Below are 13,997 nucleotides of genomic sequence, written 5' to 3' on the forward strand. Positions count from 1 at the left end.
TCACTCCTTGGCGTGCTTCGGGGTCGGCGCGACGACCGGCGACGTGTTCTCCGGCTCGCCGCCCGGCGTGCGCGGCAGCTCGGGCGAGGCCGTGTCCAACGGCACCGACCAGCCGCGCACCAGGCCCAACTGGACGCTCTGGCGCGGCAGTACGGCATCCAGCAGCCAGTCGGCCGCGACCCGGACGCGGTTGCCGGGGAGCGCGGCGAGGTGGTAGCCGCGGGTGACGAGACCGGCGGGCAGCCCGGACAGGGGCAGACCCAGCGGATCGGCCGCCGCCTCACCGCCGCCCAGGTCGACCGTGAAACCCAAGTCCTTGTGGTGGTACGGGCGTTGCTCGCGGCCCGTGAACGAGGCGGCGACGTTCTCCGCCGCCAGCTTGCCCTGCCGCCAGGAGTGCTGCGCCGTCATCGCCGTGAACTCACCCGGCCGGTCGGTGTCCGGCACCGCGGCGACGTCGCCGCACGCGAACACCTCGGGCCTGCCGGGCACTTGGAGCGTCGGCTCGACCAGGACGCGGCCCCGCTCCAACGGCAGGCCCAGCGACTCGGCGAGCGGGTCGGGGCGCACCCCCACGCACCACACGAGCGTCCGCGTGGGCACCGACTCGCCGTCCGTCAGCAGGACCCCGTCCTTGCGGGCCTCCTTCACGGACGTCCCCGTCCGCACCTCCACGCCCCGCTCGCCCAGCACGCGCGTCGCCGTGCGCGAGAGGCGTTCGTTCAGCTCGGGGAGGATGCGCGGGGCCGTGTCCAGCAGGAGCCAGCGCGTGGTGAGGGCCTCGTGGCGCGGCCGGGCGCGCTGCAACGCGTCCGTGAACAGGCGGCCCTGGGCGGCGACTTCGGTGCCGGTGTAGCCCGCGCCGACGACCACGAACGTGCAGCGCGCCCCCGGGTCGTCCTCCGTCGCGGCCAGCTCCATCTGCCGGGTGATGTGGTCCCTGAGGTACAGCGCCTCGGGCAGGCCCCGGAAACCGTGCGCGTACTCGGTGACACCGGGGACGGGCAGCAGCTTGTTCACGCTGCCGACGGCCAGCACGAGCCGGTCGTACGGCAGCGAGCCCGTGCCGCCCTCCGGTCCCCGGTAGTGCACGGCCCGGTGATCGAGGTCCACCCGGTCCGCCTCCCCCAGCACGACCCGTACGTCACGCAGGGTGCCGGGCAGGGAGACGGCGACCCTGCGCGGCTCCAGCACGCCGGTCGCGACCTGCGGAAGCAGGGGCAGGTACAGGAAGTGGTCGGTCGGGTTCAGCACCGTGATCTCGGCCCGCCCCCGCGCCGCTCGCGCGAGCTGCCGAGCGGCACGGTATCCGGCGAAACCGGCTCCGACGATGACGATACGGGGGCGGCTCACGGGGGCTCCTGAGGGTGGTGGAGGGGTGTCTGTGCTGGTGAGGTGGCCGGACGAGATGCCGTCCTGGCGGACACCGTGCCTAGATGGGCCGCTGCCGGGGATCCGGCGTCGACTCCGGCTGGGGCGGTGTCACCGGCGGGTACGGGACTCCCGGGCCGCCCGTCGGCATCGGGCCCCGCAGCGCGTCCTCGCGGCGCTGGGCGCGGAGAGGGGCCTCCGGGTCCGACGGGGGGTCCGGCGAGGGGGCGTGCGGCGGCGGGGGGTGCGGCGCGGTGTGCGCCGGCGGGTGGGGGCGGGCCGCTCCGCGCAGGGCGTACGCCGCCGCGCCCAGGACCGCCGCCATGATCAGCGCCGCCGCCCAGGCCGGGAGGGCCGCGTCCAGGGCCAGGCCCACCGTGAGGGCCAGCGCCGCGCCCGCGTACAGCGCGACCGCGCCCGACGCGGCGTACAGCGTGGCCCGGCGCCGCTGCCTGCGGGTCTGCTCGCGCAGCTCCTCGCGGATCGTCTCGCGGGCGACCTCGGCCAACTCCTCGACCAGGTGTTTGTCGAGATGTTCGAGATGGTCCATGCGTTTCATGGCGGCCGGGTACCCCTCGGCGGCGCCCCGTAACGCGACGGTTCGCACCGGGGCGGCGGGGTACCCGGCGGGCGTCCGAGGCCCTGCCGGGAAACCGGCGACAGGGCCGACCACCCCACCGTACGAAGGAGAACCGGCCATGGGCCACGGCGGAGACGTCATCGTCGAACTCACCACCGACCACCGGGAGGTGGAGGAACTGTTCGCCCGGATCGAAGCGCTCCCGCCGGGGGACGCGCGGCGCCGCGACCTCGCCGACAAGGCCGTGATCGAGCTGGTCCGGCACTCGGTCGCCGAGGAGATGTACCTCTACCCCGCCGTCCGCACCGCCCTCCCCGACGGCGACCGGGTCGCCGACAAGGAGATCGCCGACCACTCCGAGGCCGAGCGCACGATGAAGACCCTGGAGGGCCTCGGCGCGGACAAGCCGGAGTTCGACCGCCTGATCCGCGAGCTGATCGCGGACGTCCGCGCGCACATCCGCGACGAGGAGGACACCCTCTTCCCGCGCCTGCGCGAGGTCACCACCCCCGACGACCTGGGCAAACTCGGCGACCAGGTCCGCCACGCGAAGTCCACGGCCCCCACCCGCCCGCACCCCTCGGCGCCGGACACCCCGCCGGCGAACAAGCTCCTGGCCCCCGGCGCGGGGCTGGTGGACCGCATCAGGGACGCCCTGACGGGCCGCGGCAAGGACTGACAGCAGACGCGAGAGGTGGGTGGGACGGCCTGGCCGTCCCACCCACCTTCTGTCACCTTCTGTGCCCGGCTACCTCCCCAGCGCCCGGGCCAGTTCCGCCTTGTTCATCCCCGACCTCCCCTCGATCCCCCGCTTGCGCGCCTCCTCGTACAGCTGATCCTTGGTGGGCCCGCCGGCCCCCTGGTGCGACCGCTGCCCGCCGCGCTGCGAGGCCGACTTGGGGTCCTTCAGCGACGTACGGCTCGCGGTCTTCGACTCCCCGGCCCGCGCCCGCTCCTTGTTGACGGTCCGCGCGGCGATCTCCTCGGCGCGTGCGGTGGACTCGCCGCGCTTCTTGGCGGACGCCTTGACGTGCTCGTACTGGCGTTCCCGTTTGCTGCTCGATCCTCGGGGCATGACGGCCCCCTCCTCTCAGGCTTTCGCGAACACCTCGGTGAACGTGTGCGTGAACTCCGGCAGATCATCCGGCTTGCGGCTGGTGACCAGCAGGTTCGTCCCGTGGTCGCAGACCTGCACGGGTACGTCGACCCAGGTCCCGCCCGCGTTGCGGACGTCGGTGCGCAGGCTCGGCCAGGACGTGAGGACACGCCCGTCGAGCACGCCCGCCTCGACCAGCAGCCACGGCGCGTGACAGATCGCGGCGACCGGCTTGCCCGCCTCGAAGAACGACCGGGCGAACGCGACGGCGTCCGCGTCGAGCCGCAGCGCGTCGGGGTTCGCGACCCCGCCGGGCAGCACGAGCGCCCCGTACTCCCCAGGGTCCGCCTCGGCGACCGTGCCGTCCACCGGGAACAGGTCGCCCCGGTCGAGATGGTGGAACGCCTGGACGGTGCCGGGCCGCGTGGACAGCAGGGACGGCCGGTCCCCGGTCGCCAGCACCGCCTGCCACGGCTCGGTCAGCTCGATCTGCTCGGTGCCCTCGGGGGCCGCCAGGAAGGCGATGTTCACAGGGATCCACTCCTCGGTGTCGGTGGCCGCCTGGCGGGTACCCGGCCCCGATCCGGTGATGCGTACCGGAGGGAAGGAGCAGGACTCATGGGACTGGGAGGGTGCCTCGGCCTGATCGCCGTGGGAGCGATCCTCACGTTCGCGACGGACTGGGACGTGGAAGGAGCCAACCTCGACCTGATCGGCGTGATCCTCATGGCCGTCGGCGTGATCGGCACATTCACCTTCGCGAGCATCGCGCGCCGCAGGCGGGTGATCGTCCCCCCGACGACTCCCGTCGTCGACGACCGCGACCGGCACCCGTACGAGTGAGGACTTCGCATGCGGTACGACGAACTGGCCGAACTGGGACAGCAGTTGAGGGTGGACGCGGTACGCGCCGCGCAGGCGGCGGGCTCGGGACACCCGACCTCGTCGATGTCGGCGGCGGATCTCGGCGCGGTCCTGCTCGCCCACCACCTGCGCTACGACTTCGGGCACCCCGCGCACCCCGGCAACGACCGGCTGATCCTCTCCAAGGGCCACGCCTCACCCCTGCTGTACGCGCTGTACCGGGCGGCCGGAGTGGTGGACGAGGCCGAACTCCTCACCTTCCGCCGCAAAGGCAGCCGACTCGAGGGCCACCCGACCCCGCGCCTGCCGTGGGTCGACGTCGCGACCGGCTCCCTCGGCCAGGGCCTGCCGGTCGGCGTCGGCATGGCCCTCGCCGGTAAGCGCCTCGACCAACTTCCGTACCGGATCTGGGTGGTGTGCGGGGACAGCGAGCTGGCGGAGGGCTCGGTGTGGGAGGCCGTCGAGCACGCCGGGCACGAGCACCTCGACAACCTCACCCTGATCGTCGACGTCAACCGCCTCGGCCAGCGCGGCCCGACCCGCCTCGGCTGGGACCTCGACGCGTACGCCGCGCGGCTCGCCGCCTTCGGCTGGCACACGGTCGCCGTGGACGGGCACGACGTCGCCGCCGTCGACGCCGCGTACCGCGAGGCGGCCTCGACCGAAGGGCGGCCCACGGCGGTTCTGGCCCGCACCCTCAAGGGCAAGGGCGTCGCCGGGGTCGAGGACGAGGAAGGGCACCACGGGAAGCCGCTGCCCGACGCCGAGCGGGCCATCGAGGAACTCGGCGGGGTGCGGTCCGCGCGGGTCGGGGTCGCCCTGCCCGTCGGGAGCCGGCGCCCCGAGCGGCCCAAGCCGGAGCAGGTGTCCCGGCCCCGCTACGAGGTGGGCGAGCAGGTCGCCACGCGCGCCGCGTTCGGGGACGCCCTCGCCGCGCTCGGCTCCGAACGCGGCGACGTCGTCGTCCTCGACGGCGAGGTCGGCGACTCCACCAAGGCGGGCGTGTTCGGGGAGGCCCACCCCGAGCGGTACTTTGAGTGCTACATCGCCGAGCAGCAACTCGTCGCCGGGGCCGTCGGCCTGAGGGCGCGCGGCTATCTGCCGTACGCGGTCACGTTCGCCGCGTTCCTCACCCGGGCCCACGACTTCATCCGCATGGCCGCCGTCAGCGGGCTCGCCATCCAGCTCTGCGGCTCGCACGCGGGCGTCTCCATCGGCGAGGACGGGCCCTCCCAGATGGGCCTCGAAGACCTGGCGATGATGCGCGCCGTGCACGGCTCGACCGTCCTGCACCCCTGCGACGCGAACCAGACCGCGTACCTGGTGCGGGAGATGGCCGACCTGACCCACATCGGCTACCTGCGGACCTGCCGCTCCCCGATGCCGGTGATCTACGGGCCCGGCGAGGAGTTCCCCGTCGGCGGGTCCAAGGTGCTGCAGTCCGGGCCCGACGACCGGGTGACCGTCGTCGGCGCGGGGACGACCGTCCACGAGGCCCTGCGCGCGGCGGAGTTGCTGGAGTCCGTCGGGATTCCGGTGCGGGTGATCGACCTGTACTCCGTGAAACCCGTCGACGAGGTCGCGCTCCGGGCGGCTGCCGAGGCCACCGGGTGCCTGCTGACCGTCGAGGACCACCGGCCCGAGGGCGGCCTCGGCGACGCCGTCGCCGCCGCCTTCGCCGACGGACGCCCCCAGCCCAGGCTGGTCCGGCTCGCGGTGCGGGACATGCCGGGGTCGGCGACACTCGAAGAACAGGTACGGGCCGCCGGGATCGACGCGGAGGCGATCGCGGCGACGGTGATGCTGCTGACGGGGCGGGCCGTTGTCTCCTGACGTGTCTCCTGAAGGGCTTCAGATGAGCGAGGACTCTGAGCCGCGCACCGGCAACGGCCGCCGGGAGACCCCCGAGGAGCGGGCCGACCGGCGCTGGAACGACCTGCTCCAGGAGGTGCGGGTCGCCCTCACCGGCGTACAGGTCCTCTTCGCGTTCCTGCTCGCCGTCGTCTTCCAGCCGAGGTTCGCGGACGTCTCCGACACCGACCGCGCGCTGTACGTCGTGACGGTCGTCCTCGCGGCGGCCACCACCGGCGCGCTCATCGGGCCCGTCGCCCTGCACCGCATCCTCACCGGCCGGCAGGTCAAGCCGCAGACCGTGGACTGGGCGGCCCGGCTCACCGTCCTCGGCCTGGGCCTGCTGCTCGGCACGATGACGACCGCCCTGCTGCTGGTCCTGCGCGCGGTCGTCGACGACACGCTCGCCGCGTGGCTGACCGTCCCGGCGGCCGGCTGGCTCGGGGTGTGCTGGCTGCTGCTGCCGCTGTGGGCGCGGGGGAGAACCGGGGGGACGAATGGCGGGGACCGGCAGGGGAAGCCGCACCCGTGACGATCTGTATCTGTCCGGCACGATCTGTTAGGAGGGCCGACCCCATGAGGGCCAAGCCCGGAGCACGGTACGTCGAGACCGGCGGGCACAATCGGATGGACTGGCAGCGCGACGCCGCCTGCGCCGACGCCGCCGACCCGGACCTGTTCTTCCCCATCAGCCTCAACGGCCCCGGCGCCGACCAGGTGGAGGCGGCCCGCCGCGTGTGCCGCCGCTGCCCCGTGGCGGCACGGTGCGCGGAGTGGGCCCGCGAGACACATCAGCGCGCGGGGGTGTGGGGCGGGGTGCCGGTGGAGGCGGAGACGGCCGGGGGGTGAACGGTACGCGGGGCGGGCCCGCCGCTCGCGGGCCCGCCCTCGCCTTCCGTCACCGGCCGGGCCGGATGCGGAACCTCCAGAACCTCCAGAACCTTTAGAACCGCCCCGGCGCCCGGTACGGATGCCGGTGGGCCGCCAGCGCTCGTGTGAACGCCTCCACGAACTCCGGCCGGGCCGGGCCCGCCGCCGCGTCGGTCACCACGCCCTGGTGGGAGACCGGTCCGCTGGTCGGCGTCGCCGTGCGCACCGTGTCCGGGACGACCGCCGCGAGCACCCCGACCCCGGAACCGAGCGCCCCGACCGGCTTGCCGTGCCGGTACGCGTCCCGGGCGAACCGGACCACGTCCGGGTCGGCGGCCAGGTCGGGCGTGCCGACGGGCCCGCCCGGCAGCAGCACCGCGTCGTACAGCACCGACGCGACGGTGGGCAGCGCGCGGTCCGCCGGGTGGGGGTCGCCGTCCGTCGTCGTCAGGGACCCGGCGAACGGGGCGACCACCTCGACGACCGCCCCCTGCGCGCCCAACGCCTCCTTCAGGGAGGCGAGTTGCCGCCCGTCCACCCCGTCGCGCGCCAGGACCGCGACCGTACGGGTGCGCACGGAGCCGTCGCCGGGCAGCGCCTCGATGCTCAGCGCGGCGGAGACGGCGCTGAACTCCGGCCGCTTGTCGGCGGGTTCGGGTACGCCGATGCCCCGGGCGACCTGCCGGGCGAGATCGAGGTCGACGTGCGCCAGCTCGGTGACCGTACGGGTGCGCACCTGGATCGCGCCGACCTTGCCGAGCTCGAACCGGAAGGCCTCGACGATGTGTTCGCGCTCCCAGTCGCTCACGCTGTGCCAGAACAGCGCGGCCTGGCTGTAGTGGTCGGCGAAACTCGCCGCGCGGGTACGGGACTTGGTGCCCTGGACGTGCTCCGGGTAGTGCATGCGCGGTCCCGACACGGCCGGGTGGCCGCCGCCCAGGGAGTTCGGGGTGTAGTTGGTGCCCCGGTGGATCGCGCTCTGCTGGAAGCCGTCGCGCTGGTTGGTGCGGACGGGTGCCACCGGGCGGTTCACCGGGAGCTGGGCGAAGTTGGGGCCGCCGAGGCGCAGCAACTGCGTGTCCAGGTAGGAGAAGTTGCGGGCCTGGAGCAGCGGATCGTCCGTGAAGTCGATACCGGGGACGAGGTTGGCGGTGTGGAAGGCGACCTGTTCCGTCTCGGCGAAGAAATTCTCCGGGTTGCGGTCCAGGACCATCCGGCCGATCGGCCGGACGGGCACCAGCTCCTCGGGGATCAGCTTCGTCGCGTCCAGCAGGTCGAAGTCGAACGCGAACTCGTCGTCCTCCGGCACGAGTTGGACGCCGAGTTCCCACTCGGGGAACTCCCCGGCCGCGATGGCCTCCCACAGGTCGCGCCGGTTGAAGTCGGGGTCGCGGCCCTGGCACTCCTGCGCCTCGTCCCACACCAGCGAGTGCACGCCCAGCTTCGGCTTCCAGTGGAACTTCACGAACGTACCGCGCCCGGCCGCGTCCACGAACCGGAAGGTGTGCACGCCGAAGCCCTGCATCATGCGGTAGCTGCGCGGGATCGCGCGGTCCGACATCAGCCACATGATCGCGTGCAGCGTCTCCGGCTGGAGCGACACGAAGTCCCACAGCGTGTCGTGCGCCGAGGCGCCGGTCGGGATGTCGTTGTCCGGCTCCGGCTTCAACGCGTGCACGAAATCGGGGAACTTGATGCCGTCCTGGATGAAGAAGACCGGGAAGTTGTTCCCGACCAGGTCGTAATTCCCCTCCGCCGTATAGAACTTGACCGCGAACCCGCGGACGTCCCGGACGGTGTCCGCCGACCCTTTCGGCCCCTGCACCGTGGAGAACCGCACGAACACCGGCGTCCGCTCGGCGGGGTCGCGCAGGAACGCGGCGCGGGTGAACTCCGCGCAGGACTCGTACGGTTCGAACCAGCCGTAGGCGCCCGCGCCCCGCGCGTGCACGACCCGCTCGGGGATGCGCTCGTGGTCGAAGTGGGTCAGCTTCTCGCGGAAGTGGAAGTCCTCCAGCAGCGTCGGGCCGCGTTCGCCGGCGGCCAGCGAGTCGTCCGTGCGGTCGACCTGGACGCCCTGGTCGGTGGTGAGGGGGCCGACGGCGGGGTCGTCGGCGGTGGAGCGTTCGTTCTGGTGCCGTTTCGGATCGTCGGGGCTCATGGGTCCTCCTTGCCGCAGTGGTTCCCGGCCCACCGGAGTACCCCTTCTGCCGCCCGGCATACGGGGTTTGGCCCACCGGGGCCAGGGGACCCGGGCAGTTCACCGGGGTCCGGTGCGGCCCCCGGAGAAGGGAGGCAGGACATGACCACCGCACGCGAGATCATGACGCCGGACGCCGTCTGCGTCGATGAGCGCGAGAGCGTGGCCGAGGCCGCGCGCAGGATGACGGGCCTCGATGTCGGCGCGCTGCCCATCTGCGGCGCGGACGACCGGCTGAAGGGCGTCCTCACGGACCGGGACATCGTCACCAAGGTCCTCGGCATGGGGCTCAGCCCCGAGAAGTGCACCGTGGGGGAGCTGGCGCAGGGGGAGATCGTCACGATCGGCGCGGACGACGAGGCGCACGAGATCCTGCGGACGATGGCCGCGCACAAGGTGCGCCGGCTGCCGGTCCTCGACAAGGGGCGGCTCGTCGGGATGGTCGCGCAGGCGGACGTGGCGCGGGCGCTGCCGAATCCGCAGGTGGGGGAGTTGCTGGAGGCGCTGTCCACGGAGTGAGCGAGCCGGTGTGGTGCTTGCTCGGCGGCGCGCCGGAGGAAGTAGGTCAGGATCTGGCCTAGTGCGGTGCGAGAGTGGCCGCAGAGCCGATCGACCGCACCGAACGGAGTACACCGTTGAGTCTCGACGTCCAGGTCACCTTCGACGCGCACAACCCCGCCGCCCTCGCCGAGTTCTGGCGCGAGGCCCTCGGGTACGCGTATCCCGCTCCTCCCGGCGTGCGGCTCGCCGACGGGGACGACGTGCTCGCGGCGTGGGACGAGTTCCTCGCGAAGGCCGGGGTGCCCGAGGAGGAGTGGAACGACAGGTCGGCCCTCGTGGACCCGGAGGGGCGCGGGCCCCGGCTGTTCTTCCAGCGGGTCCCCGAGGGCAAGAGCGCCAAGAACCGGGTCCACCTCGACGTCCGCGCGGCGCCCGGCCTGGACGGCGACGCCCGGATGGCCGCCCTGGAGGCCAAGAGCGCGAGCCTCCTCGCCCTCGGCGCGACCCTGCTGCGCCGGCACGAGCCGGCGCCCCCGTTCAGCGGCGGCTTCCTCGTCATGGCCGACCCCGAGGGCAACGAGTTCTGCCTGGACTAGTCGGTGGGGGCGGTGATGTTGACCATCCACGGGACGCCGAAGCGGTCCGTGCACATGCCGAAGACGTCACCCCACATCTGCTGGTCCAGCGGGACCGACACCGAGCCGCCGGCGGAGAGCTTCTCCCACCAGCCGCGCAGCTCGGTGTCGTCGTCACCGCTGAGGCTGATCGAGTACCGGTGCTCGGCGGGCGGCGCCATGCCGGGCGGGGTGTCGGCGCCCATCAGGGTGAAGCCGGCCGGGGTCTCCAGCATGCCGTGCATGATCTTGTCGGCGAAGTCGGGGCCCGCCTGGCCGAAGGAACCGTACGTGTTCAGCGACAGCGTGCCGCCGAAGACCTGCTCGTAGAACTCCAGCGCCTGGCGGGCCTCGCCGGTGAACGTGAGGTAGGGGTTGAGCCGAGAAGCCATGCGAGCCTCCATGAGTGCGGATGCTCCGCACCGTAACGCGGCCCACTGACAACGGCGCGGCGACCTCACACCAGCTTGCGCAGGATCCGCTCCTTGACCTGCGTGAACGGCGGGTACGCCACCCGCAGCGGGTCCAGCAGGAGCGGCTTGTCCAGGACCGCCTTGTGGTGGCTGAACGTGTCGATGGAGTGGGCGCCGTGGTAGCGGCCGACCCCGCTCTCCCCGACCCCGCCGAACGGCAGCCCGGGGACGGTGAGGTGCGCGTTGGGCACCCCGAACGCGAGCGCCCCCGACGACGTCTCCGCCTCCAGCCGCTTCTTGGAGCGGCCCGACCCGACGAACGCGTACAGCGCGAGCGGCTTGTCCCGCGCGGTGATGAAGGAGATCGCCGCGTCCAGGTCGGAGACGCGCACGATCGGCAGGATCGGCCCGAAGATCTCCTCCCGCATGACCGCCGACTCGGGCGACACGTCCGCGAGGACGGTCGGCGCGATGAACCGCGCCTCCTTGTCGTGCTCGCCGCCCACGACGGTCCGGCCGTCGCCGAGCAGGCCGGTGAGCCGCTCGAACTGCCGCTCGTTCACGATCCGCCCGTAGTCCGGGCTCTGCGCGGGCCGCTCCCCGTACATCTCCCGTACGGCCGCCGCGAGGTGCTCCTCGATCTCGCCCGCCGCGTCCCCGACCGCGAGGACGTAGTCCGGGGCGACACAGGTCTGGCCGGCGTTCATGAACTTGCCCCACGCGATCCGGCGCGCGGCCGTCGCGAGGTCTGTGCCGGGCTCGACGACGGCGGGCGACTTGCCGCCCAGCTCCAGGGTGACCGGCGTGAGATGGCGGGCGGCGGCGGTCATCACGATCCGGCCGACCGTGCCGTTGCCGGTGTAGAAGATGTGGTCGAACCGCTGCTCCAGCAGCTCCGTCGTCTCCGGCACCCCGCCCTCCACGACCGCCACCGCGTCCGGGTCGAGGACCTTCGGCAGCCAGTGCGCGAGCGCCGCCGAGGTCGCCGGGGCCAGCTCGCTCGGCTTCACGACCGCGCAGTTTCCGGCCGCGAGCGCGCCGACCAGCGGGGCGAGGGCGAGCTGGAGGGGGTAGTTCCAGGGGCTGACGATCAGGACCGTGCCCAGCGGTTCGCGGACCGTCCGGGCGCGGGCCGGGGCCAGCGAGACCGGGACGCCGACGCGGCGCGGGCGCATCCAGCGGTTCAGGTGGCGCAGGGTGTGGTCGATCTCGTTGACGACGAAGCCGAGTTCCGTGAGGTACGACTCCAGGGGGCTCTTGCCGAGGTCGGTGTGGAGCGCGTCCGACAGCTCGGTCTGGCGGTCGACCAACAGGGCGCGCAGGGCGCGGAGCTGCTCCTTGCGCCAGCTCGCGGGGCGGGTGCGGCCGGTGGCGAAGGTGGCGTTCAGGCGGGAGACGGTCGCCGCGGCGTCGGGGGTGGTGCGGGTGTCGAGGGGCATGTGGGCCAGGGTATACGAAACGAAAATGTTTCGTTTCGTATAAGTGTATTCTCGTACGCATGACCCCCGCTCTGCCCGACCTCACCGACCGCGTCCTGGAACAGCTCCACCGCCCCGAGGGGGACCTCCTGGAGACGGACGCGGCCTGGAACCTCTCCCAGACGCTCCAGCACTGCGCCCAGACCGTCCGCTACTCCGTCACCGGCTACCCGCGCCTGAAACCCGCCCTGTTCCGCGCGACGGCGGGCGCCCTCGCCAAGAAGGTCTTCCTGAGCCGGGGCGCGATGAAGCACTCCCTGTCCGCCGAGATCGACGGCGCCCCGCCCCTGAACCCCGACCTGCCCCTCGCGGAGGCGGCTGCCGACCTCGCGGCGGCGGTGGCCCTCTTCACCACCCACACCGGCCCGCACGCCCCCCACCCGGCGTACGGTCCGTGCACACACGACGAGTACGCCCGCCTGCACGCGTACCACCTCGCGGAGCACCTGCCGGGGCTGACCGGTGTCCGGCACTGAGCCCGGCGTCGGCGTGGCGGGGGCGTCCGGTGCCGGCCCCGCTCCCGCACGCCGGGGGCGTCCCCGCGATGCCGCTCGCGACCGAGCGCTCCTCGCCGCCACCCTCGCCGTTCTCGCCGAGAGCGGGTACGGCGGGCTGACCACCGCCGCCGTGGCGGCGCGCGCGGGTGTCTCCACCGCGACGCTCTACCGGCGCTGGTCGTCCAAGGAGGACCTCGTCCTCGCCGCGGCTGCCGTGTTCACCGCCGACCTGGAACAGCGTCCCGACACCGGCACCCTGGAGGGCGACCTCCGTGTCCTCCTGCGTGCCAAGGCCACCGGCCTGACCGGCGAGAACGGCCGCCTCATGCGCGCGCTGATCGGCGAGGCCGCCCACAACGTCACCCTCGCCGAGGCCCTCACCGCCGCGTTCATGACGCCGGTACGCGACCGCGTCGAGGAAGCCGTCCGCCGGGCCGTCGACCGGGGTGAGATCGCCCCCGTCGAGGACGCCGGCCTGGTCGGGGACTTCGTCATCGGCCCGATGGTCAGCCGCCTCCTGCTGACGGCCCGCCCCACGGAGCCGGCCGACGCGGAGGGAACGGCGGACCGGCTGCTGCCGTTCCTGCTGAGGGCGGTCGGCGGGAAGGGGTGAGGGGCCGCCCCGGTGCCTGACGCCCGGAGACTCAGGGCCCGGCCGCCGCCCCCGCTCAACCCGCCAGCGGCGACGCCGGCTTCGGGTAGCCCGCGAGCCCCCCGTCCGGCACCGACACCCCGCCGTCCACCACCAGCGCGTGCCCCGTCACGTACGACGACGCCGGTGACGCGAGGAAGAGGACCGACCCGGTGATCTCCTCGACGGTCGCCCAGCGGCCCATGGGCACGTGTCCCATCAGCCACTCCGACAGCGCGTCCGTCTCGCTCGCGAAGGTCGTCATGTCGGTGAGGGTCCAGCCCGGGCACACCGCGTTGACGCGGATGCCCTGCCGCGCCCACCCCACCGCGAGGCTCTTCGCCAGCGACACCTGCGCCGCCTTGGTCGCCGCGTACGAGTCGAGGAGCGGGGCGCCGAGGACGGCCGCCGTCGAGGACATCAGCACCAGGCTCGCCCGCTCCGACTCGGCGAGGTACGGGTACGCGGTCCGGCACAGCGCGGCGGTCGCGTCGAGGTTGACCGCGACGACCCGGTCCCAGGCGACCTCGGGCAGGTCCTGGAGCTGGACGAGCAGCATCCCGCCGTCCGCGCCGGCCGGGGTGACCCCCGCGTTGTGGACGACGACGTCGAGCCCCCCGAGCGCCTCGGCGGCCCGCTCCACGAGCCCTGCCGCGACCCCCGCCTGACCGAGGTCCCCGGCGAGGGCCGTCACCTTCCGCCCCCGCTCCTCCACCTCCCGCACGGTCTCCTCCAGCGCGGTGGCGGTCCGCGCGGTCACCACCAGATCGCACCCCGCGTCCGCGAGCGCCTCGGCGACCGCCTTGCCGATACCACGTGAGGCGCCGGTGACGAGGGCGCGGGCACCTTCGAGCCGGAACAGATCAAGGGACGAGGCCATGGGGGAGTCCTCTCAAGCGGAGAAGCGGAAGAAGCGGAAGGGCGACGGCGTCCCACGCGTCGCCCGCACCCCGGCGGACGGCGTGCGCGGCAGCCGCACGCGCCGCCGATGCGCACTGCGCGCGACCGCCCGTACGGACGCACCCTGAGCC

At 73.4% G+C, this 13,997-nt stretch carries 18 protein-coding genes; 10 read left to right on the top strand and 8 right to left on the bottom strand.

What is annotated here, in order from left to right; genetic code table 11:
- Both PV682_RS13645 and PV682_RS13650 read right to left on the bottom strand, forming a co-directional pair.
- Window positions 1-1,353 carry an NAD(P)/FAD-dependent oxidoreductase gene (locus PV682_RS13645; RefSeq protein ID WP_319729176.1) on the bottom strand — a complete coding sequence of 451 codons (1,353 nt, stop codon included), beginning with the start codon at window positions 1,351-1,353 and terminating at the stop codon, window positions 1-3.
- Between the two features lie 79 nt (window positions 1,354-1,432).
- A complete protein-coding gene (locus PV682_RS13650; protein WP_319729179.1) occupies window positions 1,433-1,930 on the bottom strand; it encodes a phage holin family protein in 498 nt (165 codons plus the stop codon).
- 139 nt (window positions 1,931-2,069) lie between these two features.
- Between PV682_RS13650 and PV682_RS13655 the strand changes: the two genes are divergently transcribed.
- A complete protein-coding gene (locus PV682_RS13655) occupies window positions 2,070-2,630 on the top strand; it encodes a hemerythrin domain-containing protein (RefSeq protein WP_319729181.1) in 561 nt (186 codons plus the stop codon).
- Window positions 2,631-2,699: 69 nt separating this feature from the next.
- Here the strand turns inward: PV682_RS13655 and PV682_RS13660 are convergent, their stop codons facing one another.
- Window positions 2,700-3,026, bottom strand: a complete 327-nt coding sequence (locus PV682_RS13660) for a plasmid stabilization protein (RefSeq protein WP_319729184.1) — start codon at window positions 3,024-3,026, stop codon at window positions 2,700-2,702.
- Between the two features lie 15 nt (window positions 3,027-3,041).
- Window positions 3,042-3,578, bottom strand: coding sequence for a type 1 glutamine amidotransferase domain-containing protein (locus tag PV682_RS13665; protein WP_319729185.1), 537 nt, complete (start codon window positions 3,576-3,578; stop codon window positions 3,042-3,044).
- An 87-nt stretch (window positions 3,579-3,665) separates the two neighbouring features.
- On the opposite strand from PV682_RS13665, the gene PV682_RS13670 reads away from it, so the two are divergent.
- Genes PV682_RS13670 through PV682_RS13685 form a run of 4 tightly spaced genes read left to right on the top strand, consistent with a single transcriptional unit; the run spans window position 3,666 to window position 6,611 of the window.
- Complete coding sequence (locus PV682_RS13670) at window positions 3,666-3,890, top strand: DUF6458 family protein (RefSeq protein ID WP_109361646.1); 225 nt, start codon at window positions 3,666-3,668, stop codon at window positions 3,888-3,890.
- A 9-nt stretch (window positions 3,891-3,899) separates the two neighbouring features.
- The gene (locus PV682_RS13675; protein ID WP_319729188.1) at window positions 3,900-5,744 is read left to right on the top strand and encodes a transketolase; all 1,845 of its coding nucleotides are present in this window, start codon (window positions 3,900-3,902) and stop codon (window positions 5,742-5,744) included.
- A gap of 22 nt (window positions 5,745-5,766) precedes the next feature.
- A complete protein-coding gene (locus PV682_RS13680) occupies window positions 5,767-6,294 on the top strand; it encodes a DUF6328 family protein (RefSeq protein ID WP_319729190.1) in 528 nt (175 codons plus the stop codon).
- A gap of 44 nt (window positions 6,295-6,338) precedes the next feature.
- Window positions 6,339-6,611 (top strand): WhiB family transcriptional regulator, encoded by a 273-nt coding sequence (locus PV682_RS13685; RefSeq protein WP_240001486.1) that lies wholly within the window; start codon window positions 6,339-6,341, stop codon window positions 6,609-6,611.
- Window positions 6,612-6,705: 94 nt separating this feature from the next.
- On the opposite strand, the gene PV682_RS13690 is transcribed toward PV682_RS13685, so the two are convergent.
- Entirely contained in the window at window positions 6,706-8,793 is a 2,088-nt protein-coding gene (locus tag PV682_RS13690) for a catalase (protein ID WP_319729192.1), read from the bottom strand.
- Between the two features lie 141 nt (window positions 8,794-8,934).
- Between PV682_RS13690 and PV682_RS13695 the strand changes: the two genes are divergently transcribed.
- On the top strand, window positions 8,935-9,351 hold the full coding sequence (locus tag PV682_RS13695) for a CBS domain-containing protein (RefSeq protein ID WP_109361642.1): 417 nt from the start codon (window positions 8,935-8,937) through the stop codon (window positions 9,349-9,351).
- 116 nt (window positions 9,352-9,467) lie between these two features.
- The gene (locus tag PV682_RS13700) at window positions 9,468-9,929 is read left to right on the top strand and encodes a VOC family protein (RefSeq protein ID WP_319729195.1); all 462 of its coding nucleotides are present in this window, start codon (window positions 9,468-9,470) and stop codon (window positions 9,927-9,929) included.
- Here the strand turns inward: PV682_RS13700 and PV682_RS13705 are convergent.
- Window positions 9,926-10,339, bottom strand: a complete 414-nt coding sequence (locus PV682_RS13705; RefSeq protein ID WP_319729198.1) for a VOC family protein — start codon at window positions 10,337-10,339, stop codon at window positions 9,926-9,928. The genes PV682_RS13700 and PV682_RS13705 overlap by 4 nt on opposite strands.
- Before the next feature lie 65 nt (window positions 10,340-10,404).
- Window positions 10,405-11,799: an aldehyde dehydrogenase family protein gene (locus tag PV682_RS13710; protein ID WP_319729201.1), complete on the bottom strand. Its 1,395-nt coding sequence runs from the start codon at window positions 11,797-11,799 to the stop codon at window positions 10,405-10,407.
- Window positions 11,800-11,858: 59 nt separating this feature from the next.
- Here PV682_RS13710 and PV682_RS13715 point away from each other — a divergent pair, with 59 nt between their 5' ends.
- Window positions 11,859-12,314, top strand: coding sequence for a DUF1569 domain-containing protein (locus tag PV682_RS13715; RefSeq protein WP_319729203.1), 456 nt, complete (start codon window positions 11,859-11,861; stop codon window positions 12,312-12,314).
- Window positions 12,301-12,948 (top strand): TetR/AcrR family transcriptional regulator, encoded by a 648-nt coding sequence (locus tag PV682_RS13720; protein WP_319729206.1) that lies wholly within the window; start codon window positions 12,301-12,303, stop codon window positions 12,946-12,948. The genes PV682_RS13715 and PV682_RS13720 overlap by 14 nt, the downstream gene beginning before the upstream one ends.
- Window positions 12,949-13,003: 55 nt before the next feature.
- Here PV682_RS13720 and PV682_RS13725 read toward each other — a convergent pair whose 3' ends face one another.
- Window positions 13,004-13,846: an SDR family NAD(P)-dependent oxidoreductase gene (locus tag PV682_RS13725; protein WP_319729208.1), complete on the bottom strand. Its 843-nt coding sequence runs from the start codon at window positions 13,844-13,846 to the stop codon at window positions 13,004-13,006.
- Between PV682_RS13725 and PV682_RS13730 the strand changes: the two genes are divergently transcribed.
- Window positions 13,845-13,994, top strand: coding sequence for a hypothetical protein (locus PV682_RS13730; protein ID WP_319729210.1), 150 nt, complete (start codon window positions 13,845-13,847; stop codon window positions 13,992-13,994). The genes PV682_RS13725 and PV682_RS13730 overlap by 2 nt on opposite strands.
- The last annotated feature ends 3 nt before the right edge of the window (window positions 13,995-13,997 follow it).

The sequence above is a fragment of the Streptomyces niveiscabiei genome (assembly GCF_033794345.1).
Classification (GTDB): domain Bacteria; phylum Actinomycetota; class Actinomycetes; order Streptomycetales; family Streptomycetaceae; genus Streptomyces; species Streptomyces niveiscabiei.

Bases quoted from the DNA above. Each gene is read 5' to 3' on its own strand.
- PV682_RS13650 (WP_319729179.1), bottom strand. From the start codon at position 1,930: ATGAAACGCATGGACCATCTCGAACATCTCGACAAACACCTGGTCGAG.
- PV682_RS13655 (WP_319729181.1), top strand. From the start codon at position 2,070: ATGGGCCACGGCGGAGACGTCATCGTCGAACTCACCACCGACCACCGG.
- PV682_RS13660 (WP_319729184.1), bottom strand. From the start codon at position 3,026: ATGCCCCGAGGATCGAGCAGCAAACGGGAACGCCAGTACGAGCACGTC.
- PV682_RS13670 (WP_109361646.1), top strand. From the start codon at position 3,666: ATGGGACTGGGAGGGTGCCTCGGCCTGATCGCCGTGGGAGCGATCCTC.
- PV682_RS13675 (WP_319729188.1), top strand. From the start codon at position 3,900: ATGCGGTACGACGAACTGGCCGAACTGGGACAGCAGTTGAGGGTGGAC.
- PV682_RS13680 (WP_319729190.1), top strand. From the start codon at position 5,767: ATGAGCGAGGACTCTGAGCCGCGCACCGGCAACGGCCGCCGGGAGACC.
- PV682_RS13685 (WP_240001486.1), top strand. From the start codon at position 6,339: ATGAGGGCCAAGCCCGGAGCACGGTACGTCGAGACCGGCGGGCACAAT.
- PV682_RS13690 (WP_319729192.1), bottom strand. From the start codon at position 8,793: ATGAGCCCCGACGATCCGAAACGGCACCAGAACGAACGCTCCACCGCC.
- PV682_RS13695 (WP_109361642.1), top strand. From the start codon at position 8,935: ATGACCACCGCACGCGAGATCATGACGCCGGACGCCGTCTGCGTCGAT.
- PV682_RS13705 (WP_319729198.1), bottom strand. From the start codon at position 10,339: ATGGCTTCTCGGCTCAACCCCTACCTCACGTTCACCGGCGAGGCCCGC.
- PV682_RS13710 (WP_319729201.1), bottom strand. From the start codon at position 11,799: ATGCCCCTCGACACCCGCACCACCCCCGACGCCGCGGCGACCGTCTCC.
- PV682_RS13715 (WP_319729203.1), top strand. From the start codon at position 11,859: ATGACCCCCGCTCTGCCCGACCTCACCGACCGCGTCCTGGAACAGCTC.
- PV682_RS13730 (WP_319729210.1), top strand. From the start codon at position 13,845: ATGGGGGAGTCCTCTCAAGCGGAGAAGCGGAAGAAGCGGAAGGGCGAC.
- PV682_RS13725 (WP_319729208.1), bottom strand. From the start codon at position 13,846: ATGGCCTCGTCCCTTGATCTGTTCCGGCTCGAAGGTGCCCGCGCCCTC.